Raw genomic sequence first — 26,611 nt, 5'->3', positions numbered from 1 at the left:
GGCCGATGCCCTGCCCTGGGTGCTGGACCGGATTCCGCCCGGCTGGCGGGCGATCGTCGTGGACAACGGGTCCACCGACGGTTCCCCCGACATCGCCCGCTCCCTCGGCGCGTACGTCGTCCACGAGCCGCGCCGTGGCTTCGGCGCCGCCTGTCACGCGGGTCTTACCGCCGCCACGGCCGACATCGTCTGCTTCAGTGACTGCGACGGCTCCCTCGACCCCGGCCTGCTGCCCCAGGTCGCCGGGCCCGTCCTCGACGGCTCCGCCGACCTGGTCCTGGGCCGCCGCCGGCCCACCACCGTCGGCGCCTGGCCGGTCCACGCCCGGCTGGCCAACCTGGAGTTGGCCCGCCTGATGCGCCGCCGCACCGGCCTGCGCCTGCGCGATCTCGGCCCCATGCGCGCGGCTCGCCGGGACGCGTTGACGGCCCTTGACCTGACCGATCGACGCTCCGGCTATCCGCTGCAGATGGTGGTCCGCGCCGCCGATGCCGGCTGGCGCGTGCAGGAGACGGACGTGCCGTACCAGCCGCGTACGGGCCGGTCCAAGGTCACCGGCACCTGGCGGGGAACTTCGCAGGCGGTACGGGACATGCGCGCCGTCCTTGCCGAGCGGCCCACCACCGGCCCGGCCGCGGCGGTCACGGGAGCCGGAGGAGTCACCGAAGTCACGGGGGTCGCGCGATGAGCGTCGCCCTGGGGCCGGCCACGCCTCCGGCGAACCGCCGCAGGTCCCGTATCGCGATCACCGCCACCACGGTGCTCCTGACCGCGCTCACCGCCGTCGTCGTCGACACACTCAACGCAGGTGACAACCTGAGCGCCCCCGGCCGCCTGCTGGCCGGATACGCCGTCGCCTGGGCCCTGTTCGCGGCCGCCGCGTGGACCGTACGTCAGGTTCCGGCCCGCGCGGCGACCGTCCTGGTCCTGCTCGGCGCGGCGGCGGTGGCGCTGGCCGGCCTCGCCACGCAGCCCCGTACCAGCAACGACATGTACCGCTACGCCTGGGACGGTCGCGTCCAGGGCGCCGGTATCTCCCCGTACGCCTACCCGCCCGCCGCCTCCGAACTGGCCCCCTTGCGCGACAACTGGCTCTTCCCCAGCGGCCCGTCCTGCAAGGGCTGGGCGCTGACCCACACCGACAGCGGCCTGTGCGTCCGCATCAACCGGCCCACCGTTCCGACCATCTACCCGCCCGTCGCGGAAGGGTGGTACCTGGCCGTCCACGCCGTCTCCCCGCCCGACAGCCGCCACAAGCCACTCCAAGTCGGCGGCGCGGTCCTGGCGTTCGGTACGACGGTGGCCCTGCTCGTCGTCCTTCGCCGGCGCGGCGATCCGCAGCGGGCGCCGACCCGGGCCGCCCTGTGGGCCTGGTGCCCGGCCGTGGCCTTCGAAGCGGTCAACGACGCCCACATCGACACGCTCGGCGTCCTGTTCACCGTACTGGCACTGGGCACATCGACCGCCGGAGCCCGCCGCGGCGCGCTGCTCGGCGCCGCCATCGCCGTGAAGATACTGCCGGTCCTCGCGCTGCCCGGTGCGCTGTCCGGGCAGCGCAGTCCGGCACGCGTGCTGCGCGTCCTTGCATCCACCGTCGCGGCGATCACGCTCGCCTACCTGCCCTACGTCCTCGCCTCCGGCACGGGCGTCTTGGGCTACCTTCCCGGCTACCTCCACGAGGAAGGCTACGACCCGGGCCACGTACGTCGCTTCGCCCTGCTGCGACTCCTGCTGCCGAACGCCGCCGCGGGCGCCACGGCAGCCGTACTGCTCGCCCTGACCGCCCTGTACGTGTGGCGCCGCGGCGACCCCGCCCGCCCATGGTGCGGCGCCCTGCTGATGACCGGCACCGCGCTGCTCCTCTTCTCGCCCAGCTATCCCTGGTACTCGCTCCTCGTCATCGCCTTCGTCGCCCTGGACGGCCGCTGGGAGTGGCTGACCGTCACCCTCGCCGGGACCGTCCTCTACCTCGCGGGCCGACTCCTGCCGGGCTTCCCGCTCCAGGCATGGGCGTACGGGGTCGCCGCTCTGGCGGTCACGACGGGCGTTTGGCTTCGGTCGGGCGCGCCACGACGCCTGGTGCGCGGGTTCGGCACGGCACAGCCGTCGGTGCGCCTGCGGTGATCGCCATGGGCTGCGGCGCCGCCGACGCCAAGAGTGAAGACATTGGCAGGCCACGCGGGCTCGGGGCCGGGCTGGTGCGGACCGGGGCGCGATTGCCGGGGTGACCGGCGTCGGCAGAGTGGTGTGGTGCTCGGCCAAGGCCTGCCGCTGGTCCCTTGGCGGCCGTCCGGTCGCGCTGCCGGCGGCAACAACTGCTGCAGCGTGCGGCGGGCCTGGGGCCGCCGCACGCTGTCGTTCAGACCTCAGTCCGTTCCACGGGGATCCACAGCTCCGCATCCGCCTGTGTGGCGTCCTGTGACAGCCGGACCCGCAGCATTTCCGGTCCCGGCCGGCTCCGGTATGGATTGGACGGGAACCACTGCGTGAACACGTCCCGCCAGAGGTACTGGAGCGCCTGCGGAAACGGCCCGGAGTTTTCGAAGACGGCCCACGTACCGGCTGTCACGGTCAACGCCTCCATGTCCTGGGGCACGGCGGCACGGGTCACCACCCCGTGGTAGTAGTCGAGTTCGGTCCCCTCCGCCCGACTCGGGTCGATGTTCTCACTCACCCCTACGATCCCCTGCGGCTCCTGGTCGGACAGACTCTGAATGCGCTGCAGCGTTTCCTGCCCGATGCCCCGGATGAAGTCGGCGATGGCGGGGTTCACCCCCTCGTGCACTAGGGGAACGCGCGCCTTCCTGCCGACCACACGGAACTCGTCCTTCTCCACGACCCGGTATCGCATGCTGCTACTCCCTTCGACGATGAGACGGAAGGACAGCCGTGGCTGGGACTGCAGACTCGCACCGGACCGTCTGGCCTCGCCGGGACCGACGCCGTGCATGACGCGGAACGCACGCGCGAACGCCTCACCCGACGTGTAGCCGTACCGCACCGCGATCTCCAACAGCGTCCGATCCCCGGCCAGCACCTCAGCACCGGCGAGTGTGAGCCGCCTGCGCCGGACGTACTCCGACAGCGGCATCCCCGCCAGCGCGGAGAACAGCCGCCGCAAGTGGTACTCCGACGTCACCACGATCCGCGCAAGGTCGGTCCCCTCGATCCGCCGATCAAGGTGGCACTCGATGTGCTCCATGGCCTGGTTCAGCCGCTCCAGCACCCCGGCCTCCTTCCCTTTCGATCACCGACACTAGGAAGGACTCACCTTGCCGCACCCGACATCCTGTGCCCGATCCGGTCGGGTACGCCGAGCGACCGACGATCCGAGCTCACACCTGCATCGACGGCAACGGGGGGACACGGGAGGCTGCGATCACATCTCGAACACGCCGTACGAACCTTCCGGGTGGAGCCCGTACTCGGCTAGCCACCCGAGCAGCTCTTGGCGGGATGCCCGGACGAGTCGGCCTCCTGTGAAACGGGTGTCGTCGGTCACCTCTGCCACGCACTCGGCAGGGACGACGAAGGACCGTGCCTCCTCGTCGGTGGTGAACTCGGCCTCCGGGACTTTCTGGGTGAGTTTCAACTCGCGACGACCATCCGAGGAGTCGGCGCGTCGCACCCTCAAGCGGGTTCCCGTCAGATACCGGTCGTTGATGAGGCGAGTGACGGTCACCGCCGACGGCGCCGGCGGGTTGACCAGGAGGAACCGTCTTTCCCGCTCGACACGCGAGTACTTGCCGGGGCGAACCGCTCCGACTTCAACTCCGCCTTCTTTGCCCGTCATGACGACAGCCTCCCAGCCACCGCACCCCTTCATTCACGGAGCGCGAACGACGCCCGCACCCGCCACTTCGCACCGTCATGCACTATGAGGTCGACTGACGAGACCCGGGACGTGAAGGGCAGTTTGCTGACAAGGCCGGCCTCGATGTCGTCCAGGGCAGCATCGTCATGACCGTCGGCGATGGTCAGGTGGGGCACGATCTCGGTGAACTTGCCGCCGTACGGAGGCGCCTCGGGCCATCGGTCAGTGATTGCCTCAGTGAGCTGCCGATTGCCGGGACCTTGAGTCGGAAGGGTGGGTGCTCAGAGCAGCCATCGGTTCCAGGAATGGTGCGGCCCGGCGTCGCTTTCATCGCAAGTGTCGCACCCGCTCAAGGGCTGCCTGAACCTCGTGGTGACCAGATTCCTCGCGGGACCAGATGTGTGTGCGGCGTCGTGGGTTCTCGCGATCCCAGCTGTCTCGGTCCAGGACGGCGACGGTGTCGGACAGGCGCCGACGTGAGGATGCCCATGAGGCTTCGGGCACGTCGAAGAGCCCGGTGAGGAGCTCAGCAGCCGCGGCGGCTGCGGAATCGCCTTCGGGCCACGGCCTCCATGTCGAGACCGTGTCGGTGAGGGCGTGGGATTCGATCAGGTGTGGGACCGACGGTGCGAGCGGGAGGTACGGACTGCCGCCGTCGACATCGGTGCCCACGCTTCCGTCGGTGGGCATCAGGTCTCGGCATGGCTTGGACACCCGCTCTCCGGTCCATTCGAAGTACCAGCCTCCTTGGCCGGGATCGTGCCACGCTCGCGTACGCAGCCCGAAGTGGTCGTACTCCCACCCACGGGTGCTCTCACACCGCTTCCCGCCCATGACCCAGCTGTGCCGGACTTGATAGCGCAGGCCGCCAGACCGGACGCATCTTCCAGGATGTGCATCCTGAACTTCACTTCTCACGGCAAGTAAGACTGTCGGAGGGGAACTTACCGCATCCGGTCCGACCGCCACGGCGGCAACGACGCAGAAGCGCGCGCGACGATTCTGGCTCCGCTCGTGATCCGCCGACTGGCTAGTCGTCCGAGCCGGTAGCCGACGGCGGTACCTCGACGACGAAGAACAGGAAGCAGGTCTTGGTCGAAAGGTTGTGGAAGTCGTCGGGGAACAGTTCACGGGCGGCCGGGTCGGGCTGCGGCTCGCTGATGGCCGCAATGCGGAAGCCGGCGGTGGTGAAGGCATCGGTCATCGCGTGGAACGGCCTGCGCCAGAACTTCATCGGGCAGGACTGCCCGCTGAGCGTCCATTCGAAGGTATAGCTGGTGGTCGCGAAGTAGTCGGGCCGAGGATCCTGGAACGTGTAGGCCACGAAGGGGTGGTCCACCGACGCGATCAGCCGGCCGCCGGGCCTGAGCACTCGCCGCAACTCGGCCAGCGTCGGCCCCCAGTCCTCGAGGTAGTGCAGGACCAGCGACGCGACCACGTCGTCGAACGCACCGTCGTCGAACGGCAGCGGGTCCTTAAGGTCGACCACCTGTAGGTCGGCGTCGTCACCGAGCCGCCGTCTGGCCAGCGCCAGCATTCCAGTGCTGGCGTCGATGCCAGTGACGACGGCACCGCGGTCGCGCAGTGCAGCGAACAGGGGGCCCGAGCCGCAGCCGGCGTCCAGGATCCGACGGCCGGCCACGTCTCCGGCGAGGGCCAGCATCGCCGGTCGCTCGTAGTACGCGTTCACGAAGCTGTTCTCGCTCTCCGCCGAGTACACCTCGGCGAAGCTGTCGTAGTCGTTCTCCTGGGCCTCGTCCGCAGACTGGGCGAAGTTCTCGGGCACGTCGGTTACGCGTTCCATCGGCGCAGCCTAGTCATTCGCATGATCGGCCGGAAGGCCCTCGTACGCCAGCCGTAGATCGTGACTCCCTCTACTTGAGACGGCTGGTGAATGCCTTGACGAGGTCTGTCTTGGCAACGTGGAGAGCGAATCGATCGCGGCTGCCCGGGGCCGGCTTTGCATACCACGGCAGACCGCGGCGGCGCCATTTGACTGGAGTCAGGTTCCGGGGGATGGGCGGAAGGGCCCAGGTCCACTGCCCGAGCCGCAGTTCGCCACTCCAGTCACCGATCGTCAGCTCGGTGACGGGGATGCGTACGGTGAAGTGGCCGTCGGCGGCTGCCGTTTGGCGGGCGGGGAACGTCATGCTTGCGCCCTGGCCGTCTGTGAGGACGGCGTTCAGGACACCATCGGGGTAGGCCGTCAGTGTGCACCGCCCGGCCAGCTCCAGCTCGGTCGGCGCGTCCTCGGCCCGGCGGACTTCATCGGGGCTGAGGAGGGGCAGCACCTTGTGCTTGGCCTCGCCGAGGTCGAGGGTGAAATTGCCGTACGGCTTCGTGGTGTAGAGGGTGAGAGCCCGCAGTCCGTCCTCGATGGTCACGACCCGCGTGCTCGCCGTGCCGGAGACCTCGGCGGACCGCTTGCTGCCGATACGGACCTCTTTGGACAGACTCTGTGCGCCGACGGCGAGGGAGATGTCCCACAGTCCGTCGCCGAGCGGCCGGCCGTCGGCGGCGGTGGTGACGTCGACGGTGGCCTCGAAGCCGGCCAGGTCGTACGAGAACCGGCCCTGGTCAACATCCTTGCCTAGACCGGGTGTTGCGATGTGCGTGACGGGCAGCCGGTACTCGATGGCGCTGTCACGCTCGCGCAGGACCAGTTCGGTGGTGACGTCCTGGGTCTCCACGCGGTGGATGTAGGCATGGCCGGCCAGGTGCAGCGTCGTGCCGTGCATCTCCGCGCGGGTGATGTGGTGGCGGAGGCCGAGTTGGGCGGTGACGTCGTAGCAGATGTCGGGGACGGCGCGGCCGGGGTCGCGGAGGTAGGGGTAGCGGGCGAGGGCCCTGCCCTGGTCCACCAGGACCGGGGTAGCCGTCTTGCTCCGGTTGGTTTCCTTCTCGAACTCGACGACGTTCAGCAGTTCGTCGAGCATTCGGTGGCGTACGAGGTGCAGGCGCAGCCTGGCCATCGCCGAGATACGGTCGTTGATCCCCTCGTGCCACAGCGGTTCGACGGCCTCGGCCAGCTGGTTCAGCATCTTCTCCTGAACGTCGCGGGACTCGAAGACGAGTTGGTCGGCGAGGATCTGCTGGACCTCGACGGTCAGATGACGGTGTGCGAGGTGGTCGCGGCCGGGGCCGGGCGGCACCTTGTCCAGGAGGAGGTCGACCATGCGGGGCAGGAACCGCAGCCGGCGCTCCGAACCGGTCAGCCGGCGGGTGATGTTGCCCTCGTCCTCGCGCAGCACCCAGTACAGGCAGTCGTAGTCGGCGACCACGGAGATGCCGGAGGCGTGCAGGTAGGCCGCGCCGACGAAGAGTTGGTCCTCGCCGATGGCCAGATCCGTGGGAAACCTGAGCCGGTGACGCTCCAGCAGGTCCCGGCGGAAGAGCTTCATGGGGTTGAGCGTCCAGTACACGCGGGAGGAGAAGACGTCCGTGCGTGGCTGGTTGCGCTTGAACATCGACGTCGGCGCACCACGACCGCCGACGCCCACCATCTTGCCGAGCACGACGTCGGTGTCGTTGTCCTCGGCCATCCGCACCATGCGCTGAAGGGCCTCGGGTCCGAGATGGTCGTCGGCATCCAGGAAGAACACGAACGTGCCCTGCGCGTGCTCAAGGCCGGCGTTGCGCGGGGCCGACGGCCCGCCGGAATTCGTCTGGTGGAAGACGCGCATCAACCCTGGATAGAGGCCGGACAGCCGCTCCAGTTCCGCTGCTGTGCCGTCGGTCGATCCGTCGTTCACCACGACTATCTCAAGAGCGCTACGGCCGATGGTCTGTTCGGCGACAGAAGTGATGCAGCGCGTCAGATAAGGCATGGCATTGTACGCTGCGATAATCACCGAAACGGTGGGGCCAGGCATTATCACGCTCTCCATCTAGTACCAGTGATGCCCCGTCAAGTGCTGGCTCCGGTATGGGTGATGGAGGCCGTAATGCGTGGGGCAAGAGGCCGTACAGGCTGTGAACCTATCATGATCCTTCTGTGGACTCGAAGTTGAGGTCGGGTGAAGGGCCTGTTCGCGACTGGTCCCGGCCACGTTGTCTGATGGCCGATTCACCTCTTCTCGTGAGCCGCCTGTTGTGCAGTCCGGGTGCGATCCTTATCTGTCTCATATTTAGTCGGTGCTTATGGCATGCGCCCGTGGGCCGGGGGTCAATAGCCACGGGGTTGTCAGTGGCACCGGTTACCGTGCTGGGCATGACTGAGTGGATCAAAAGCGGCGTCATAGCCTGGGTGAGAGACGACCGGTACGGGGACGACGAAACCGTTCTGGTGTACTTCAAGGGGACCGGCCTGACCGCCATGGCCGAGGGGCTGAGCGCGCTGCACCGGCCGCCGTTCGCCTACGGCCCCGATGCGGCACCCGGCGACTGGGGTGTCATCGTGCACCACATGCTCAACCCGTCCCGCGGCGAGTTCGCGGACATCGACTACCGCAAGCTGTGCCCCCAGGGCGCCGAGCTGATGGTGTTCATTCCCAACCCGTGCGTCGCCAAGGCCCACGGCCCCAAGGCGTACCACTACAAGGACGGCCAGATCTCGTCCTGCATCGACTACGAGGGCCCGGAGCACAGCGGCGAATACTGGCCCAACGCGATGGCCCCCCTCATCACGGCGGCCGGGCTGGACCACGAGAACGACAACTACGAGGAGCAGCTGACCCAGCTGATCTGTGACCACCTGGGACTGCCCGCGCTGAACCGCGACACCATCACCGTGGACCGTGACCTGATGGCCTCCTACTTCTAGCCTCCGGGTGGTCCGGGTGGTGCCGCGAAAGTGGTGAAGAGGGCAGAGCATGCAGGCGCGATCTGCCGCCCACAGGGCCTCGGCGCGTACCTCGCTCCGCCCGTCCCGTAGCGCCGTGTCGATCAGCGCGAACGCCGCCTCCCGGTCCGGATCGGGGTCCCTCCTCAGCAGGATGTCCACGACGGCCGCGAAGGGCTCGCTCCGCTCGAAATCGAGGTCGCTTCCATGCGGATCGGCCGGCAACAGGGAAACCATCGTCGTGTGGTGCGCCTCGGTCCAAGGCAGCTCCGCGTCGAGGCAGGCGAAGATCGCGGCCATGCGCAGCTCGGCCGGCTGGGACGGGGCAAGAAGGCCGGTGGCCGCCTTCGCGCCGGCCGCCGGGTCGAGCCGGGAGATCCCGGAGAGGACCGCCGCGCGCACCAGCGGCTCGGCCTCCTGCTGGAAGCGCTGGGTCAGGGCGGGGAGGACAAGTGCCGTCGCCCGGGTCTGCGAGACCGCCCATGCGGCGATCCGGCGCACCTCCGAATCCGCGGCGTCCAGCAGAGGCAGGAGCAGCGGCAGTTGCCCGGCCACGGCCGCGCGGACCGGAGCCGGCGCCACACCGTGCTCGTCCTCACTCTCGGCCAGGCCGCCGAGCAGTGCCACCACGTCCGCGACATGGTGGCCGGCCGCCGCGATCCGGGCCAGGAACGGTGCCGCTTCGGCGCTGGCGTCGTAGACCGTCCCCTGGTGCAGCACGCTGCCGTACAGCTCCGACAGGGCTTCGCCCGCCGCGTCCGGGGCGGGGCCGGTGAGGGCGCGCGTCAGCTGGTCAGGGTCGGTGGGAGTCGTGTTGCGCGACGAAGCGGGCGAGTTCCTCGGCGGCGCCACGGGGCAGGTCGGCAACCGCTGCCTCTGGCAGTGTCACGATCGAGGAGCGCAGCTGTGCGCCGAGGTCGGGAAGCAGGGCCCAGGCGGATGCCGGTGCATTGACGGCAGCGAGCAGCAGGTCTCCCTCGTAGAAGTACGCTTCCAGCAAAGGCTCATTGAGCAGCAGTCGCACTGCGAGGGGAAGGACGTACGGCAGGGCCACCTGCTGTGAGACGAGTACGCGCAGATCCGCTGGACCGAGTTGGCCCAGCGGAACGTGCCGCAACCCGTGCACCTTGCGGATCAGTCGGGTCGCGTCGGCGTCTGCCGGGGGCCAACGGGGTGGGTCCAGCTCGTCGAGCGTGCGGTCGAGGTGCAGCAGGTGGTCCATGGGGTTCATTCTGAGCCCTCGACCGGCACTCGTCCGTTGCGGCCGGCCACCGTAAGAGGGGGGCAGTCGGCCACCGTACGAGGGGGCAGCCGGCCACAGCGGACGGGCAGGCCTACGCAGCCGGATCAGGCAGGGATATCTGTCCCGGGCATGGGGGTCTCATGGGGTCTCTTACGGGCGCCAGTCCGCTTCCAGGTCGTGGGAGTCGGTCTTGGTGAGCTGCGTCAGCCCGGTGCCGTCGGCCCGTACCAGGAAGAGGTGTTCGGGATCCGCGTCGTCGGTTCCGCCGCGGGTGAAGACCAGCCGGCGGCCGTCCGGGGACCACGAGGGGTTCTTGTCGTTGAGGCGGGCGTTGGTGATGCGGTGCAGTCCGGTGCCGTCGGGGCGGACGACGTAGAGGTGGGCGAAGCCGGTGGGGTCCACGCGGCTGAAGGCGATGTGGTTGCTGTGCGACCAGTCGGGCGTCCAGTCGTGGGAGCCGGACGCGGTGACGGCCTTCTGGGCCAGGGTGGACAGCTGGATCCGCATCACCCTGCTGTGTCCGGTCGCGTCCGCGCGGTTGAACGCCAGGTACTTGCCGTCCGGGGACCAGCTCGGGTGGAGGTCGTCCGCCGCGGTGTGGGTGAGTCGGGTGGCGGGGGTGCCGTCGATGTCGGCCACGTAGATCTCGCGCTGGGTGCCGACCGGCTTGGCGTAGGCGATCCGCTTGCCGTCCGGGGACCACGCGGGGTCTGAGGCGCCCTTGGTGCCGGGGACGGCCTTCAGGCCGCCGCCGGTGGTCTTCATCGTCCAGATGCCGTCGATGGCGCCACCGGATCCATAGCGGACGAAGGCCACCCGCTTGCCGTCCGGGGACCAGCTGGGCATCACGTCGCTGACGGTGGAGGTGTTGGTGAGCTTGACGGGAGTGCCGCCACTGGAGGAGATCGCGTAGAGGTCTTCGATGGGCGCTGCCGCGGTGTAGCGGGCGAAGACGATCGGATGGTCTGCCGCCGCCCCCGCCTCTCCTGCGGTGCCGAGGGTCAGCGGTGCGGCGACAGCGACCGACATGGCGAGCGCCGCGGCGGTCACCGTCGCCCGGTGGCGCCGAGTTGTGGCGCTCGCATCGGTCGTGGCATCTCTCCCAGCCTTTGCGACGGTTCTGCTCTTGCCGGTGCGGTGTTGTTGGCGCGTCAAGGTGTCCACCCCGTTCACTCCGTGCGGCCCGTTGCGGGCCGCTCCGGCCGGATAACATCCCATTCGGTGGGGCTCTGGGGGAAGCGACGGTACGTGGCGGTACGAGCCCTGTGACATGTTCCGTACGCCGCTGTCACATGCGCTGCCCCATGCGATGTCGCATGTGCTGTCACATGCGATGTGATGCGACCGCGGTGCTGGGCGTGTGCGGCCAAGGCTCCTCGGTCAGAGCCAGCCGAGCGATCCGAACACGAGCAGGGCGATCGCGTCGACACCGAGGATGGTGCCCACGGTGAGCGCCTTCGTCCGTACTCGGGGCATGTCGTGCACGGCGAAGCTGACCACGAAGAACGGGGCGTACCCGAGGAGAAGGATGAGGTAGGGGACGTCGGCCTGCCACCAACTCCAGTCCCAGGTGAGTACTCCGACGTGGTGCAGCCAGATCTCGACCGCCACACAGGCGGCGGAGTTCACGCCGATCAGCAAGGGGCGGTTGGGGATCCCCAGGACGCGTGTGTCGCGCGGGGGAAGGAGCTTCGCGGCTGCGATGCCCATGACGGCGAACATGAAACAGATCTCGATGTTGAGTCCGATGAGAATCTGATAGGCCGTCCTGCCCGACGCGCCCCAGACCGGGGCCCGTTCGGTGAAGTGGAAGACGAGGGAGTTCCATATCTCGTTGAACCAGTCCATGCCCCACAGCGCGAGTCCGGCGAACAGCACGTTCCAGTTCCGCCGTTCCGCTTCCACGGCGTAGACGTAGATCACGAGCAGGAGGAGGGGGATGACGTACCACGCAAAGTGGCTGTTGTCGCGCAGCAGTTCTAGCGCTGCACGGGCATGGTCGGTCATGGTCTCCGGGTCCCCCGTCGGTCGGGCCGCCGACTTCTGATGGAGCGTCTTCAGGGCGACGGCACGGCCGGTGCGGCGGCTACGGCAATCCTTACCGGCCGGTAACTATGGCTGTCCGGGGGCTTGGCGTCAACGGTCTGGGACGGATGAGCTGCACTGAGGTGTTGCCGTACGGGTCCGTTCGGCTGTCCCGACTGGGTGCCGCCGCACGCCGGATGACCGGCCATTGGGCAGCCTCACAGTGACATCCAGCAGTAGAGCTGATGGTTGGCGTCGTGTGCCCGCCGGGCAAGCGAGATGAGCTCCTCGGCCAGTGGCCGCATGTCTTCGGCCCGTGCTCCGTGCAGTTCCTCCGCTTGCACCCACCGGGCGACGACGGTCGGTACGTCGGCGTCGCGTACGCCTGCCAGCGTGTCCCGTGTCAGGGGGTGGAGTTCCGATACCCATGGCCCCGTCGCCCACGGATCGTCCTCGGAAACCGGGCTGTCCGGGCCCGGGGTCGGGGAGGTCGGCCATACGGTCGTCTCCTCCACCAGGTTCACTCGCCACGGCACCTGACGGATGGCGGCGATCAACTGCGCCAGGACGACGGCCGGATCGACGCGCTTGGCCTCAACTCCGTCGAACACGGGAGGCTTTGCGCAGAGCGGGGACCCTCCGTCAGCCTGCTTCAGTGCCCGCACAACCGATGCGGCATCCACCGCGCGGAAATAGTCGGTCAGAACGCCCATCGCTTCTCTCCCGGTTCCTGGTTCGTGGGCTGGTAGTAGATCAGACGCCGCTGGCTGGTCCGGACGCAGACGTATGCCTAATCCGGTGATTTACCTTTACCGATTCCCGGGCGACGTAATTTCCCTTTGCTCATCTTTCTCGCATCGCGCCTTTTCGTAATTCGGTCTACCGCCGGCACTCCATTAGTATTCCGAAGGCAATTCCAGCGACAGGTTCCCGGCGCCGAAACCAGATGGTCTGGCCCTCCTGGTGACTCCGTCGGCGCTGTCGGCGTCGATGTGGACGCAGTTGGTGATCTCGTCGCAGGGGCCCTGGGGCGGTCCGCGCTGTCGCCTTGGCAGGGCTCCCAGGGGTGTGAAACGCTCGATCCATGACATTTCCGTCAACCGTCTCCACGTCGACCTCGAACGAGTGAGCCCGGCTGCTCTGTCGGAGCCCACCCGGGTCCAGGCTCCCGTTCGGGAGTGAGGAACAGCCATGAGGACGACCGAGCACGCTGACCACGGCGACAATCACAGTGACCCCACCTTGTACCGCACTCCGGCGGATGCCGTAGCCGCGCCCCCGGAGACGCTCGCCTACGTCGTCGGTTTCGACCCGACCGCACAGCGCGCCGACGCGTTGTTCACCGTCGGTACCGACCCGGAATCCCCCGGGTACGGCCGCGTGACCTCCCACGCCGAGCTGCCCGACCGGGGCAATGAACTGCACCACTTCGGCTGGAACGCCTGCTCCAGCGCGCTGGCCCACGCCGGCCACCATCACGCCGCGCGGCGCTACCTCATCGTCCCGGGACTGCGGTCATCCCGGCTGCACGTCTTCGACACCAGCCCCGATCCCGACCGCCCCCACCTGGTCAAGGTGATCGACCCCGAGGTGCTGGCCGCCAAGGCCGGGTACTCCCGCCCGCACACACTCCACTGCGGCCCCGACGGAATGTTCCTGTCCTGCCTGGGCGGCGCGGACGGCGCGGACGGGCCTGGCGGCGTCGCGCTGCTGGACCACGAGAGCTTCGAAGTGCTGCGCGCCTGGGAGACCGAGCGCGGACCGCAGCGGCTCGCCTATGACGTCTGGTGGCATCTGCGCCAGAACATCGCTGTGACCAGCGAGTGGGGGAGCCCCTCGATGATCGAGGACGGCCTTGTCCCCGAACTGCTGCTGAAGCGCAAATACGGCCACTCACTGCATTTCTGGGAGCTCGACTCCGGCAGGCATCTGCAGAGCGTCGATCTCGGCGACGAGAACCAGATGGTGCTGGAACTTCGCCCGGCGCACGACCCCGAGGCGACGTGGGGATTCACGAACACCGTGGTCAGCGTGGAGGACCTGTCGGCCTCGGTGTGGTTGTGGAACCGGGAGGGCGAGAACTTCGTGATCCGCAAGGTGATCACCATTCCGGCCGAGCCCGCGCCGGCGGAGGACCTGCCCCCGGCGCTGCAGCCGTTCGGCGCCGTGCCCCCGATGATCACCGACATCGATCTGTCGGTCGACGATCAGTGGCTGTACGTATCTGCGTGGGGAACCGGCGACCTGTTCCAGTTCGACGTGAGTGACCCGTTCCGACCCAGGCAGACCGCGTCCGTGCGGCTGGGTGGCGTCGTCGGCCGACAGACGCACCCCGCCGAGCCGGACATGCCGCTGTCCGGCGGATCCCAGATGGTCGAGCTCAGCCGGGACGGGCGGCGCGTGTACCTGACGAACTCCCTGTATGCCGCCTGGGACGAACAGATCTACCCCTCGGGAATCGACCCGTGGATGGTCAAACTCGACGCCGACACCTCGCACGGTGGACTCACGGTCGACAGCGGCTTCTTCCCGCACGGCCCGGACTTCCTGGGGTTGCGCGTGCACCAGACACGCCTGCAAGGCGGCGACGCTTCCTCGGATTCGTACTGCTACCGCCGATGACGTGAGCTCGGAAACGCCGTCTGATCCAGGAGAGCGCTCGCCCGCGAGGCCACTTGCGCGCCAACTCGTGAGACCACGTGCCCACGAGACCACGTGCCCGCAAGACCGCTCAGCCGCGGCGCCAGGTCTCCGGATCCGCGGCGACCTGCTCGCCGGTGGCCAGGTTCTTGACCTCGTGCTCCCGGTCGTCGGTCAGCGGCGGGAACCAGACGTACGCGATGCCCTTGCGTGCCGCGTAGCGCACCTGCTTGGCCACCTTGTCCGGCTGGTGGTAGAGCTCGACGTTCATGCCACGTCCGCGCAACTGGGCCGCGGTCCGTGCGGCGACGGCCGCCCGCGGCCGGTCCTCGGGCAGCACCATGAGTACGTCGGTCGGGCACGACGGTCCGGTGGGCAGCAGGCCTTCGGCCAGCAGCTTGGAGAAGATCCGGGTCAGGCCGATGGACATCCCGATGCCTGGAAGGCTGCGGCGGATGAAGCCGCCGGCGAGGTTCTCGTATCGGCCGCCGGAGCAGATGGTGCCGAAGTCCGGCCAGTCGGTGAACTTCCCCTCGTAGACGGTGCCCGTGTAGTAGTCCAGGCCGCGGGCGATCGACAGGTTCGCCACCACACTTCCGGCGGGCAGGTCGCTGAGCGAGTCCATCACGAAAGCCAGTTCGTCCAGGCCCTGGGACAGCAGGTCCGAGCGCACCCCGATCGCGGCGACGTCCTGAACCACCGACGGGCCCGTACCGCGAACAGCCGCCAGTTCCATACAGGCGTCGGCCTGCTTGTCCGTCAGGCCCGCCTTCGTCGTCAGTAGTGCCCGGACGCCGTCGGTGCCGATCTTGTCGAGCTTGTCCACCGCGCGGATCACCTCAAGCGGGTCGTCCGCTCCGACACCCTGGTAGAAACCCTCCAGGATCTTGCGGTTGTTGACGTTGAGCGTCCACGCCGGGAGGTTCAGCCCGCTCATGACTCCGTGAATGATCCGCGGCAACTCGGCGTCGAAGTGCAGCGGCACGTGGTCGACATTGATCACGTCGATATCGCACTGCGTGAACTCCCGGAACCGTCCCTCCTGGGGACGCTCCCCGCGCCACACACGCTGGATCTGGTAGCGCTTGAACGGGAACACCAGCTCGTTGAAGTGCTGGGCCACGTACCGCGCGAACGGCACCGTCAGGTCGAAGTGCAGCCCGAGCCTGGAATCCGACGCGTCGCGCGGATCCTCCTGCAGTCGTCGCAGTGTGTAGACCTCCTGTGAGGTCTCGCCCTTCGACGTGAGCACGTCGAGAGACTCCACGGAGGGGGTTTCCACGGAGCAGAAGCCGTAGCTTTCGAAGCCCGCCCGGATCAGGTCGAGCCAATGCTGCTCGACCATCCGCACCTCGGGGAGCCACTCGGGGAAACCGCTGACGGGCGTGGGGCGGACGATCTTCTGCTCGGTCATGGGCACATGATCCCCGGGAGGCGCTTTTCCACGCCATCGCTTTCTCTGCCGGCCCTGTCTCAGGGGAACAGCGCCTGGATACCGGCGACGGCGGCGCCGCGGGCCCACTCCTCCCACGGAAGCGGACGCACGGTCAGCGGACATGCGGCCGCCGCTTTGAAGCAGTGCGCGAGGTAGGCCTCCTTGATGTGTGTGCCGAAGAGGTCGTACGCGTCGAGTCCCTCTCCGGTGACCACGACGCGCTCCGGTCCCACCAGGCTCACCAGGGTGGCGATGCCGATGCCGATGGCGCGACCGGCCCGGACGAAGGCTTCCCGTGCGGCCGGGTCTCCGCCGCGGGCGAGCCGAACGGCACCGTCGAAATCGAGGTCCGGATCGGCGACGGCGACGGCGCGGCGGACGGTGGCCACAATCGCGTCGCTGGAGGCGATGGCCTCCACACAGCCGACCGCGCCGCAGTGGCAGCGGGGCCCCGACGGATCGACGCAGACGTGCCCCAACTCACCGGCGACTCCGTATGCGCCGGTGAGCAACCGGCCGTTGACAACGACGGCGGAGCCGATCCCGGAGCCGATGGTGACCAGCGCGAAGTTCCCGGTCCCGATGCCCTCGCCGAACCAGTGCTCGGCGGTGGTCAGAGCCTTGACGTCGTTCTCGACCGTGACGGTCAGTCCGGTTGCCCTGGTCGCGATCTCGGCAAGCGGTACGTCGCACCAGCGGGGGCGGACGGAGTAGCGGACGCGGCCGCCCCGGCGGTCCACGTCACCGGAGACCGCGATGCCCAGGTGCCGGGTGCGGGCCCTGAACTCGGGCTCGGTGTCCAGTAGTTCGGTAACCAGATCGGCCAGCAGCTTGCACACGGCGTCCGGATCGCGGTCGCCGAGCGGGCGGTGGGCCCTGGCGCGCATCCGGGCCTGGAGGTCGCAGACCGTGCCGTCCAGGGTGTCGGCGCTGATCTTCACCCCGACGAAGAACTCACGATCGGGGACGATGGTCAGTGGGTTGACGGGGCGTCCGGCCCCCGGAGCGGTGCGTTCCGGGGGCAGTTCACGCAGATAGCCGTCGTCGATGAGCGGCCTCGCGGCCTTGGTGACCGCCGTCGAGGACAGGCCCGTGCGGCGGGCGAGTTCGACCCGGCTGAGGGGGCTCTCGGCGAGCAGCAGGGCCAGGACAGCGGCGTTGGCCGGTGCGGTGACCAGCGGATGCGCGTGGTTCGGGGGCACGGCGGCAACGAACTGGGAAATAAATAACTTCGTCCAGTATTGATTTACGGTCCTGCCGTTCCCTACGCTCTGGCCACCTCCGTGACCCACTGGAGCCGTACGTTCAGGGCCGGCCATCCTGTCCGGGCCCAATCCCCACCGTCGCCGCTCACTTGATGGGGCCACCCGTGCCATCCGCACCCACGTCCGTGTCCAGGGCTCTGGTACGGGAAAGGGGATTGCCTCACGTGGCATACGTGGCTCACGTGGCCTTTGCGCACCGTGACCGGCCACCACTCGGGTCCCCGGAACCGCGGCCGCAAGCCCTGGACCAGTGCAGTTGCCCACCCCCCTCATCCTTTTGGAGGCAACCATCATGAGATCCGTTGGATCGGCCCGTGTCGGCCGAAGGCTGCTCGCGCGGGCCTTGGCAGTCACGACGACCCTGACCGTGCTCAGCCTGGGACTGGCCGTCGACTCCTTGGCCACGCCCCTCACCGACGAGGCAACCCAGCCCGCTGCCTCAACTCCGCTGACCGGAGCGCAGCTTGCCGCGTCATGGACCGGCCCGCTCAGTACCCGAGGACGCTACATCGTCGATGCCTCCGGTAACCGCTTCAAGCTCAAGGCAGGCAACTGGGCAGGAGCCCAGGGCACTTGGGAAGGCAGCGGAGACGTCAACGACCCGGCGAACCACCAGGCCCATCAGATGTCCCGCAACATACCTCTGGGACTGGACCGGACGCCGATGGCGAAGATCCTCGCCGACTTCCACAGCCTGGGCCTCAACAGCATCCGGTTGCCCTTCGCCAACGCGCTGATCCACGACACCACACCGGTGCCGGACGCCGCCGTCGCCGCCAACCCGCAGCTGAAGGGCAAGACCCCCCTGCAGATCTTCGACGCGGTCGTAGAGGCGCTGACCGCCGACGGCTTCGCGGTCATCCTGAACAACCACACCACCAGCTACCGGTTCTGCTGCAGCCTCGACGGCAACGAGCGCTGGAACAGCGGCCAGTCCACCCAGGAGTGGGTGGACGACTGGCTGTTCCTGGTGAACCGCTACAAGGCGAACAAGCGAGTGGTCGGCGCGGACCTGCGCAACGAGGTCCGCCGTGACACCTGGGACAACCCCAACTGGGGCTGGGGCAACGACAAGGACCTGTACGCGGCCTTCGAGGAGGCCGGCAACAAGATCCTCCAGGCCGACCCCGACATGCTGATCTTCATGGAGGGCATCAACTGGCAGGGCATCCCCTCGGCCCTCTTCAGCCACGGCAGGCCGATGCTCACCCCGGTCGGCAACCTCTCCCACACCCTCATCAACTCCGGGAAGCTCGTCTACTCCGCCCACTTCTACGGCTACACCGGACCGGCCCACACCGGCGCGGACGGCTACTGGGGCAACACCAGCGACCCGCGCTACCGCGACTTCACACCGGACCAACTCGCCCAAGTCGTCAACGACGAGGCCCTGTTCGTCACGCGGTCCGGACAGCACTTCACCGCTCCGGTCTGGATCAGCGAGTTCGGCGTCGCGGGCCGTGGTTCGACCGACGCCAAGGAACAGGCCTGGTTCGACCACTTCACCGACATCCTGGTCAGGAACGACACCGACTTCGCCATCTGGCCGCTGGTCGGCTGGACCGACGCCGAAGGCAAGCCGCAGGACAACTGGGCCCTGATCTCGTACGACACCACCGGCAAGCGGCTGAGCCTCGACGACCCCGGCGACTGGCGTGCGGCCGACTGGAAGAAGCTCATCGAGGCACCCGGCCGCACCGGCACGGTGCCCCAGGTCAACCACTGGAACATGCTCGACCTCGACTTCGGCGACCAGAACGTCTCCACTCGCATGCTCGCCAAGCCGGACTGGAGCCCCGGCAATCGCAAGGGCAACTGCCCGGACTCCCAGCGGGTGGTCGGTCTCGGCCGCAGCGACAGCCGAGGCCTGTGCACCGACGCCAACCAGCCCGCGAAGGCCGGCGGCGACCGGGTGACCGTCACTGACGAGCGGTACGTCACCCACGGGGACTGGGCCTCCGGCTACAACAAACTCCAGTGCCCCGACAACACCTTCGCCGTCGGCTACAGCGTCAACGGCAACTCCATGTCGGCCCTGCTGTGCGCACCTTCCGACAAACCGCTGCCCACCACCGGCCGCAACGTGTGGTTCGACCACGGCGACAACCGCCCCGCCTCCGGCGGCTCGAAGGACAGTGACTGGGCACCGGGCTACTACAAGGGCCAGTGTGCCGACGACGAATACCTCGCCGGTGTCGCCTACACCTGGAAGTGGCTGCACTACGGAGTCCCCGACGCCCTCCTGTGCCGTCCGCTGAACTGACGCACCACCGGATCGGCCCGGTCACGGCTGTGCCCACACCCACACCCTGAGCGGCGATGTCCTCGGCACCGACAGGCGACCACAACTCGCGTGCCGAGGACGTCATCGCCGTACAGGTGCACGTTCGGTTCAGGGAGCGGGATCGCCTTCAACAGGCCGGCGTAGGGCGCTGGAGGGGCTGGCCAGGTCGTGCGTGATTTCCACGTACGCCACATCCGGTAGTGCGAACATCTCGCCGACCAGGGCTGCCGTCGCTCCCGTGGCGATGCCCCGGACCGGTTGCCCAATTCGACTCGGACTTCGCGAGAAAGACGCGGGTGCCCTTCTCGCTGTGCTGGTTCGGGGCAGCTCACCGGGGCCGATCACTGGGGCTGAAGGTTCGACGGTAGGCGGCGGGTGAGACTCCGAACGTCGTTCTCATGTGCGCGCGCAGGGAGTTCGCGGAGCCGAAGCCCGCTCGGTGCGCGACCAGGTCGATCGGCAGATCGGTGGTCTCCAGCAGTTGCTTGGCCAGTTCCAGGCGCTGTGCGGTCAGCCATTGGACCGGTGTCATGCCGACCTCGTCGCGGAAGCGCCGGGTGAAGGAGCGCAGGCTCATTCGGGCGTGTTCGGCGAGCTGGGCCAGGGACAGGGGTTCGCCGAGGTGCTCCAGGGCCCAGGCGCGGGTGGCGCTGGTGCCGGCGACGGTGGGTTCGGGCACCGGACGGTCGATGTACTGGGCCTGCCCACCGTCTCGCCAGGGCGGTACGACGCACATGCGGGCGGCCCGGTTGGCGGCGGCCGCGCCGTGGTCGCGGCGGATCATGTGCAGACACAGGTCGACGCCCGCGGCCACGCCCGCGGAGGTCAGCACGTCGCCGTCGTCGACGAAGAGGACTTCCTCGTCGACCTTGACCTTGGGATAGGCCCGGCGGAACTCGGGGGCCAGGTTCCAGTGGGTGGTGGCGGGGCGGCCGTCGAGCAGTCCGGCCGCGGCGAGCACGTACGAGCCGCTGCATATCGACACCAGTCGGGTGCCTGGCCGAATGCCGGCGATGGCCGCCGTGACCTCGGGGGGCAGTGGGCCGCCGCGGCCGAGCTCGGGCATGGCGTGCGTCGGCGGGACGATCACGGTGTCCGCGGCGGCCAGCGCCTCGGGGCCCGCCGCGGGCTGCACTGTGAAGCCGGCGTCGCTGAGCACGGGGGCGCCGTCGGCGGTGCAGACGGTGACGTCGTAGAGCGGGTGACCCTCGGCGTCCTCCACGCTGCCGAAGACACGAGAGGGTATACCGAGCTCGAAGGGCGGGACCCCGGGCAGGGCGAGCACCGCGATCCGGTGTCGCCGAGGCGCTCCGGCGGCCTGGTCCCTCTCGTCCGCCAGGGTTGCGCATCGCGTCTCGCTCATGGCCAGATCCTGTCACACAGTGGCCAAACGGCCAACACCGTGAGAGGCCGGGCTGCCGGATCGTGGACTGCGTCGCGCCGGGGATCTCCCGGTGACGAGCCGATCGAGACGAAGGACGAGGCAGACAGCATGCGCGCGGTGGTCGTAGAGGAGTGGGGCGGACCCGAGAACCTGGTCGAGCGGGAGGTCGAGCGCCCGGAACCGGGACTGAACGAGGTCCTGGTTCGCGTGCACGCGGCCGGAGTGAACCCGGTGGACTGGAAGACCCGCGCCAGTGGGGCCCTGATCGAGTGGGGCGACGTACCGGTGGTGGGCTGGGACGTGTCCGGCACGGTCGAGGCCGTCGGGCCCGGTGTGGGGATCTTCCGTCCCGGCGACGAGGTCTTCGGCATGCCGCTGTTCCCGCGCCAGGCGGGCGGGTACGCCGAGTACGTGGTGGCGCCGGCCCGGCACCTCGCCCCGAAGCCGGCGGGCCTGACGCACGTGGAGGCGGCGGCGCTGCCGCTCGCCGCGCTGACCGCCTGGCATGCGCTGGTGGACGTGGCGGACGTACGCCCCGGAGAGCGGGTGCTGGTGCACGCGGCGGCGGGCGGGGTCGGCCACTTCGCGGTGCAGATCGCCAAGGCCCGTGGCGCGTACGTCATCGGCACGGCCAGCGCCGGCAAGCACGACCTGGTGCGGGAGCTGGGCGCGGACGAGGTGATCGACTACCGAGCGGTACGGTTCGAGGACGCCGTGTCCGACGTCGACGTGGTGCTGGACGGGCTCGGCGGCGAGACGGCCGAGCGCTCTTTGAAGGTGCTCCGGGCCGGCGGCCGGCTGATCACCTTGCCCGGCCCTGACGACGTGCCCGCCGCCCAGGACGGCGTGCGGGCGGTGTGGGTCCTGGTCGAGCCCGACCACCTCGGCCTGCGCGAGATCGCCGCCCTGGTGGAGCGGGGCGCGCTGAAGCCGGTGGTCGAGACGGTCCTGCCGCTCGCCCAGGCCGCGAAGGCGCACGAGATCGGCGAGCAGGGCCGCACCACCGGCAAGATCGTCCTGACGGTTGCCTGATCCGCGGCCGTAAGGCGGCCGGGTGGACGTGGGATACGCACCCGTGCGAGCGGATACGGGACGAGTCCTCGACCGGGTGCGTATCCGGGGTCGGTCCGCAATCGGGTGCGTACCCGGGCGGCGATCAACCTGTGGCCTCAGAGCACTGGGCGCAGGCCGCTGTCGCTGTCAGCTGCCGGTCAGCAGCTGTCGCACGACGTGCCCGGCGGAGTCCACGCCGGAGCTGCCGCCTTCGACCAGGGCCGCGACCGCGATGCGGGAGTCGTACGCGGTCAGCCAGCCGTTGGTGTGGTCCCCTTCCTCGGCCGTTCCCGTTTTCGCGCCGACGCCCGGCAGCCCGCCGAGGCGCGGCGCAGCGGTGCCGCTGGTGGCCACGCTGCGCATCATCGACTGTAGGTAGCCCGCGGTCCGGGTGGAGATGGGGCGAGGGGCCGTCTGCTGGTGCTGGTCCGGCAGGATGATGGGCTGCTTGAAGCCGACGCCTCGTACGGTGGCCGCCACGGACGCCATGAACAGCGGTGTGGCGGTGACCCTGCCCTGGCCGATGAACTGGGCCGCCTGGTCTCCGGCTTGAACGTCCGTAGGGATGCTCGGGTCGGTCGTGGCCACCCCGCCGCCGATCGACCAGCTGCCCATGCCGAAGACGTTGACGGCCTCGTTGTGCAGGGCGGAGGCGTCTCCGTCGTGTACGAGGTAGTGGAAGCCGTCCTTGATGAAGGCGGTGTTGCAGGACACCGTGAACGCCTGGGAGAGGGTGGAGCCGGGGTTGGCCTTCAGGCCTGGGTCGTTGTGGAACAGCTGGCTGTTGGCGACCAAGGAGTCCGTGCAGGGTGCGGGGCTGTTCGCGGTGAGGCCCGCCTGGTCGAACAGCGCCGCGGAGGTGATGATCTTCATGGTGGAGCCCGGCGACTTGATGCCGTTGATGGCGATGTCTCCGTCCCCACCCGTGTACGCCAGCGCGAGGATGTGGCCGTTCTTCCAGTCGAGTGCCACTGTTCCGGCGGGCTTCTCCTGGAGTTGAGGGTTCTTCACGGCGCTCTCGGCCACTGCCTGGAGGCGCGCGTCGATGGTCGTCCTGATGACCGGGGGCCGGCCCTTGGAGAAGTCCTTCAGCGCCTTGACCCCGTCACCGTCACCGTCGACCACCGCCACACCCGTGCCCGTGGTGCCGCCCGTGGGTTTGGCGTTCTGGCCGATGGTCGTCGCGATGCCCCGCAACGAGGCGAACGTGGACAGGTCTGTCATGCCGTCGCTCGCCACGACCTTCGCCGAGCTCGCTCCGGCGGGGAGCTTGCCCGCGGTGAGCGACTGGTCGTCGCCGAGGCCCGGATAGAGCACCGACTTGTTCCAGTGCACCGCCGACACGCCGTTCGTGCTGCGCACGACCGCCACGGCGCTGGAGTACGTCCAAGTGCCGCCCGCCACCTCGGCCTTCACATCAAAAGTGACCTTGGTGGCGCCCGGAGTCACCGTCGACGGACCGGCCGAGAGAACGTGGTCGAACGTCAACTTGCTCAGGTGCAGGCCCTCTTTGTAGTCCCGCAACGCCGGGGCCGCTGTGCCGGGCCTGTCGGTGTCGCCGGCCGCACCCTCCAACCGCTGCTCGGACCAGCTGTCCAGGAACGCTCGGGCTCGCTTGACCGCCTCGGTGTTCGACGGCGGTGTGCTCGACAGCGTGGACGGATCGAAACTGCCCGACGAGCCGGACTGACCGTCCTGCGATGCCCCGGCGGTCAACCCGTGGACGAGGTTGAAGATACCGATTCCCCCGACGACAAGCAGTGCCGTGCATGCCCCGACCAAGCCGAGCTTCACAGGTCTGTTCATGACAGGGATTCTTTCGACCGGGAGTTGATGTTGCCTGAGTACGCGTACTCAGGTGACACCGGTCAACACACCTTGCGGAGGCCCTGGTTCGCCCTTCAGGGCGGCTTCCAGGGCCGGTCCTGGATCCCTGCGCGGGCACGCGGTCAGGTCGACGGTAGCGGCTCGATGGGGAGCACACGGTCCGGTGAGGCGTCCTCGCACACCTCGTAGTCGGGGTAGACGCGCAAGGTCTCACCGTCCACCCGCAGCACGGGACAGGTCCACGTCTCCGTGGCCTCGGGCACGAGTACCCGCGTCGTGGCCTGCTCCACGTCGTGGACGACCAGGGACAGGATGTTCCAGCACAGGTTTCCCATCGCCAGGCCTTGTTCCGGGTGGTCTTTGGGACCCTCGGTCTCCACCACGTAGAACCGACTGCTCGCCCAGTACCCGGAATGCTCCAGCGCGAGCCCCTCCGCAACGCGGACACCATCGATCCAGAGCATGCAGCGGTCCGACGGGTCCTGGATGTGCACCGCACGGTGCCGGTCGTCGGGCGAGAACTTGACGTTGATGCCGTACGTGGTCCAGCAGTCCTTGAAGCCACCGCAGGCGCCGGGAATCGGACCCGTGCGGTTCGGGATGGTGACTGCCTGGCCGTCGGGTGGGTCCTGGCTGCACGTCTTGGGATCACGACAGGGTCGGTCGATACGACGTGTGCACCCGATGCCCATGGCCGCCACGTCCCGAGGCGAGGCACGGGAGATGAGCTCGGCAAGCCGGGCACGGTAGCCTTCCGGGCCGGCGTGGGCGAGGAAGGTGCCGCCTTCGTCCCGCCACCACGCCAGCAGGTCGGTGCCCACCGGAGAACGGCGCAACCAGTCCTGCCACCGCTCACCCCAGGGGTCGGTCTCCGGCGTAGTACCGGATTCCTGCCCCCTGCCCTTCTCCCTGCGCCAGCGCCACATCACAGTCCCACCCCGGTTCCCCTCCAAGCGGCTGGACAGCGCGACAGCGGGCGGCCGGCCGACGTCCCGACGATGGTAGGCAGGTTCCTCGAACGCACTGGGAGATTTTCCAGCGGGTGAGCCGCACCGGGCTGTGGAACGCCGGCCGGTGAGGCCTGGCGAGTCCGGCTCTGCCCGCAGTTGCGTGAACCCCCGAACCATCGGGACGAAGCGGGATCGGTCGACGCGCGTGAGAGACTCGGCGGTCAACTCGCCGCGCCAGAAGGGTCGCTTGCCGTGTCGGACGTCACGCTGCCGCCGGTCCACCTCGACAAGGTGGTGGAGGCACTCGCAACGAACCCCGCGCTACCGCCCGAGCTCGTCCGTCGCCTCTTCGCCCACCGCGGCGGCTTCGGCGGCGTTGCCGAGCGCTCGGACCTGACCGACGACATGATCGCCGAGATCATCGCACTCGACGACGACTGGCTCACGCATTCGCTGGCGCTCAACCGCAGCCTCCCGCATGCCTTCCGGATGACACTCGCCGAGCATCCGGATCCGGCGATACGCGCGGCTCTGGTGGTCGGCGCGGACGACGCACCATGAGAGCTGTTCGAGCGGATGCTCGACGACGCCGACCCGGGGGTGCGTGAGCACCTGGCAGAACGCGATCATGTGCCGACGGATCTGCGCGCCCGACTGGCCGCCGATCCGGACCCGAAGATCCGGGCGACTCTTGCCCAATGGTGGACGCAGGCCCCGGAATCGGTGCGACGGATCCTGCTGACAGATCCCGAGGACGCGGTGCGCGCGGCAGCCTGCGCGACCTACTACCGACGGTTGCCCCATCCCGTCCCGCCCGCCGATCTGCTCCCGGCACTGCTGGCCGACCCGGTCACGCGGGTTGGGGCAGTGCGCCACTGCACACTGGATCCCGACACGACCCGTCGGCTGGCCGACGACCCGGACGCGGAGGTACGCAAGGAACTCGCCGAGCACCCCGAACTCCCGCCGCAGCTGCGCGACATGCTCGCCGAGGACCCCAGCCCGCGGGTCACGCTGCGCGTCTTCGCCCGTCAGGACACGCCTGAACCGACCCGCGCCGCGATCCACGCACAAATCCTGTCCGACGCGCCCCCGGTGGACTGGCTCACCGATCCCCAAGTCCTGGACGACGACACGCTCGATCGGCAGCTCACGAGCAAGCTGGCGCGCCTGGAACTCCGGACGCTCCGTCTGCCGTGGGTGACCGCGGATCCCATGCCCTACGTCGACTCGCCCTACGCCTGCTTCCGCGTCTCCGCCGCGATGTCCGACCGCCTCCCCGCGCCGGTGGTGGCCCGGCTGCTCGACGACGAGGAGAGCAGCGTTCGTACGACGATGGCTCGACACGCCCGTGACCAGATCGACCCCGCCACCGCCGAACGCATCGAACGCGGCTACCGCCCGGTCAAAAGGACACGGTGGCGTCCGGCCGATGACTTCCCCCTCCCGACCGACGTCCTTCGGCGTCTGGCCACCGATCCCGACCCGAGGATGCGGCAGTTGGCCCCGCGCGATCTCGACCTGCCGGTCGAACTCGTCCACCTCCTGGCCGCCGATCCCGATCACACGGTGCGCCGCGCGATCGCGACCCATCCCCGGCTCACGCCCCTGGAACTGACTCAACTGCTGGCCGATCCATCGGAATCGGTCGCCACCGCCGCAGCCGGCAACCCCGACCTGCCTCGCCAACATATGCACTGGCTTCTCACCCTGGCAGGTTTGTGACATCCAGGTGCGCGTTGCGAGCGGCGGGGCCGCCGCAACCGTCAACCTGCCCCGGCTCGCTCTCACCGGTCCTTCCTGTGCTGTCAGGCGAGGCTCGATGCCGGCGGACCGTACCCGAACAGCATTGCGGTCTCCGTCCAGCTCCAGACCTGTGCGCCGGTCGGCTGTTCATGGTCGGCGGGGATT

Annotated in this window: 21 protein-coding genes and 1 pseudogene; 8 read left to right on the top strand and 14 right to left on the bottom strand. The window is 68.8% G+C overall.

Annotated elements, in window-relative coordinates:
- Nucleotides 1–688 (top strand): glycosyltransferase family 2 protein (locus IPZ69_RS39240; RefSeq protein WP_235459517.1); only part of this gene is annotated, 688 nt, incomplete at its 5' end.
- Nucleotides 685–2,124, top strand: coding sequence for a glycosyltransferase 87 family protein (locus tag IPZ69_RS39235; RefSeq protein ID WP_235459516.1), 1,440 nt, complete (start codon nucleotides 685–687; stop codon nucleotides 2,122–2,124). The genes IPZ69_RS39240 and IPZ69_RS39235, both read left to right, overlap by 4 nt.
- Before the next feature lie 235 nt (nucleotides 2,125–2,359).
- Here the strand turns inward: IPZ69_RS39235 and IPZ69_RS39230 are convergent, their stop codons facing one another.
- From IPZ69_RS39230 to IPZ69_RS39210, 5 genes and pseudogenes are all read right to left on the bottom strand, one after another.
- On the bottom strand, nucleotides 2,360–3,226 hold the full coding sequence (locus IPZ69_RS39230) for an AraC family transcriptional regulator (protein ID WP_235459515.1): 867 nt from the start codon (nucleotides 3,224–3,226) through the stop codon (nucleotides 2,360–2,362).
- A 153-nt stretch (nucleotides 3,227–3,379) separates the two neighbouring features.
- Nucleotides 3,380–3,793 (bottom strand): hypothetical protein, encoded by a 414-nt coding sequence (locus tag IPZ69_RS39225; RefSeq protein ID WP_235459514.1) that lies wholly within the window; start codon nucleotides 3,791–3,793, stop codon nucleotides 3,380–3,382.
- Between the two features lie 29 nt (nucleotides 3,794–3,822).
- Nucleotides 3,823–4,056 (bottom strand): annotated as a pseudogene (locus tag IPZ69_RS39220) (2'-5' RNA ligase family protein); the annotation flags it as partial.
- A 788-nt stretch (nucleotides 4,057–4,844) separates the two neighbouring features.
- On the bottom strand, nucleotides 4,845–5,618 hold the full coding sequence (locus IPZ69_RS39215; protein WP_235459512.1) for a class I SAM-dependent methyltransferase: 774 nt from the start codon (nucleotides 5,616–5,618) through the stop codon (nucleotides 4,845–4,847).
- Nucleotides 5,619–5,688: 70 nt separating this feature from the next.
- Nucleotides 5,689–7,686, bottom strand: coding sequence for a glycosyltransferase family 2 protein (locus IPZ69_RS39210; protein ID WP_268835603.1), 1,998 nt, complete (start codon nucleotides 7,684–7,686; stop codon nucleotides 5,689–5,691).
- A gap of 338 nt (nucleotides 7,687–8,024) precedes the next feature.
- Between IPZ69_RS39210 and IPZ69_RS39205 the strand changes: the two genes are divergently transcribed.
- Entirely contained in the window at nucleotides 8,025–8,576 is a 552-nt protein-coding gene (locus tag IPZ69_RS39205) for a hypothetical protein (protein WP_235459510.1), read from the top strand.
- Nucleotides 8,577–9,387: 811 nt separating this feature from the next.
- Here the strand turns inward: IPZ69_RS39205 and IPZ69_RS39200 are convergent.
- The 4 genes from IPZ69_RS39200 to IPZ69_RS39185 form a co-directional block, all read right to left on the bottom strand.
- Entirely contained in the window at nucleotides 9,388–9,816 is a 429-nt protein-coding gene (locus IPZ69_RS39200) for a contact-dependent growth inhibition system immunity protein (protein WP_235459509.1), read from the bottom strand.
- Nucleotides 9,817–9,987: 171 nt separating this feature from the next.
- Entirely contained in the window at nucleotides 9,988–10,887 is a 900-nt protein-coding gene (locus IPZ69_RS39195; protein ID WP_235459508.1) for an LpqB family beta-propeller domain-containing protein, read from the bottom strand.
- Between the two features lie 330 nt (nucleotides 10,888–11,217).
- The gene (locus tag IPZ69_RS39190; protein ID WP_235459507.1) at nucleotides 11,218–11,844 is read right to left on the bottom strand and encodes a hypothetical protein; all 627 of its coding nucleotides are present in this window, start codon (nucleotides 11,842–11,844) and stop codon (nucleotides 11,218–11,220) included.
- Between the two features lie 236 nt (nucleotides 11,845–12,080).
- Entirely contained in the window at nucleotides 12,081–12,575 is a 495-nt protein-coding gene (locus IPZ69_RS39185) for a hypothetical protein (protein WP_235459506.1), read from the bottom strand.
- 478 nt (nucleotides 12,576–13,053) lie between these two features.
- On the opposite strand from IPZ69_RS39185, the gene IPZ69_RS39180 reads away from it, so the two are divergent.
- Nucleotides 13,054–14,484 carry a selenium-binding family protein gene (locus IPZ69_RS39180; protein WP_235459505.1) on the top strand — a complete coding sequence of 477 codons (1,431 nt, stop codon included), beginning with the start codon at nucleotides 13,054–13,056 and terminating at the stop codon, nucleotides 14,482–14,484.
- A 109-nt stretch (nucleotides 14,485–14,593) separates the two neighbouring features.
- On the opposite strand, the gene hisS is transcribed toward IPZ69_RS39180, so the two are convergent.
- Both hisS and IPZ69_RS39170 read right to left on the bottom strand, forming a co-directional pair.
- Entirely contained in the window at nucleotides 14,594–15,916 is a 1,323-nt protein-coding gene (gene hisS, locus IPZ69_RS39175; protein ID WP_235459504.1) for a histidine--tRNA ligase, read from the bottom strand.
- 59 nt (nucleotides 15,917–15,975) lie between these two features.
- The gene (locus IPZ69_RS39170; protein ID WP_235459503.1) at nucleotides 15,976–17,139 is read right to left on the bottom strand and encodes an ROK family transcriptional regulator; all 1,164 of its coding nucleotides are present in this window, start codon (nucleotides 17,137–17,139) and stop codon (nucleotides 15,976–15,978) included.
- Nucleotides 17,140–17,494: 355 nt separating this feature from the next.
- Between IPZ69_RS39170 and IPZ69_RS39165 the strand changes: the two genes are divergently transcribed.
- On the top strand, nucleotides 17,495–19,465 hold the full coding sequence (locus IPZ69_RS39165) for a glycoside hydrolase family 5 protein (RefSeq protein ID WP_235459502.1): 1,971 nt from the start codon (nucleotides 17,495–17,497) through the stop codon (nucleotides 19,463–19,465).
- 349 nt (nucleotides 19,466–19,814) lie between these two features.
- Here the strand turns inward: IPZ69_RS39165 and IPZ69_RS39160 are convergent, their stop codons facing one another.
- Nucleotides 19,815–20,849, bottom strand: coding sequence for a GlxA family transcriptional regulator (locus IPZ69_RS39160; protein WP_235459501.1), 1,035 nt, complete (start codon nucleotides 20,847–20,849; stop codon nucleotides 19,815–19,817).
- 129 nt (nucleotides 20,850–20,978) lie between these two features.
- Here IPZ69_RS39160 and IPZ69_RS39155 point away from each other — a divergent pair, with 129 nt between their 5' ends.
- Nucleotides 20,979–21,902: an NADP-dependent oxidoreductase gene (locus IPZ69_RS39155; RefSeq protein WP_235459500.1), complete on the top strand. Its 924-nt coding sequence runs from the start codon at nucleotides 20,979–20,981 to the stop codon at nucleotides 21,900–21,902.
- Nucleotides 21,903–22,070: 168 nt separating this feature from the next.
- Here IPZ69_RS39155 and IPZ69_RS39150 read toward each other — a convergent pair whose 3' ends face one another.
- Together IPZ69_RS39150 and IPZ69_RS39145 are read right to left on the bottom strand one after the other, a co-directional pair.
- Complete coding sequence (locus tag IPZ69_RS39150; protein ID WP_235459499.1) at nucleotides 22,071–23,729, bottom strand: penicillin-binding transpeptidase domain-containing protein; 1,659 nt, start codon at nucleotides 23,727–23,729, stop codon at nucleotides 22,071–22,073.
- A 143-nt stretch (nucleotides 23,730–23,872) separates the two neighbouring features.
- Nucleotides 23,873–24,571 carry a hypothetical protein gene (locus IPZ69_RS39145; RefSeq protein ID WP_235459498.1) on the bottom strand — a complete coding sequence of 233 codons (699 nt, stop codon included), beginning with the start codon at nucleotides 24,569–24,571 and terminating at the stop codon, nucleotides 23,873–23,875.
- Nucleotides 24,572–24,952: 381 nt separating this feature from the next.
- Between IPZ69_RS39145 and IPZ69_RS39140 the strand changes: the two genes are divergently transcribed.
- Both IPZ69_RS39140 and IPZ69_RS39135 read left to right on the top strand, forming a co-directional pair.
- Entirely contained in the window at nucleotides 24,953–25,261 is a 309-nt protein-coding gene (locus IPZ69_RS39140) for a hypothetical protein (protein WP_235459497.1), read from the top strand.
- Between the two features lie 15 nt (nucleotides 25,262–25,276).
- Nucleotides 25,277–26,425: a hypothetical protein gene (locus IPZ69_RS39135; RefSeq protein WP_235459496.1), complete on the top strand. Its 1,149-nt coding sequence runs from the start codon at nucleotides 25,277–25,279 to the stop codon at nucleotides 26,423–26,425.
- The last annotated feature ends 186 nt before the right edge of the window (nucleotides 26,426–26,611 follow it).

Source organism: Streptomyces olivochromogenes, assembly GCF_021538895.1.
Lineage (GTDB): Bacteria > Actinomycetota > Actinomycetes > Streptomycetales > Streptomycetaceae > Streptomyces > Streptomyces olivochromogenes_A.
The sequence above is the reverse complement of the archived record's forward strand: the minus strand, read 5'-3'. Positions and strand labels throughout refer to the sequence as shown.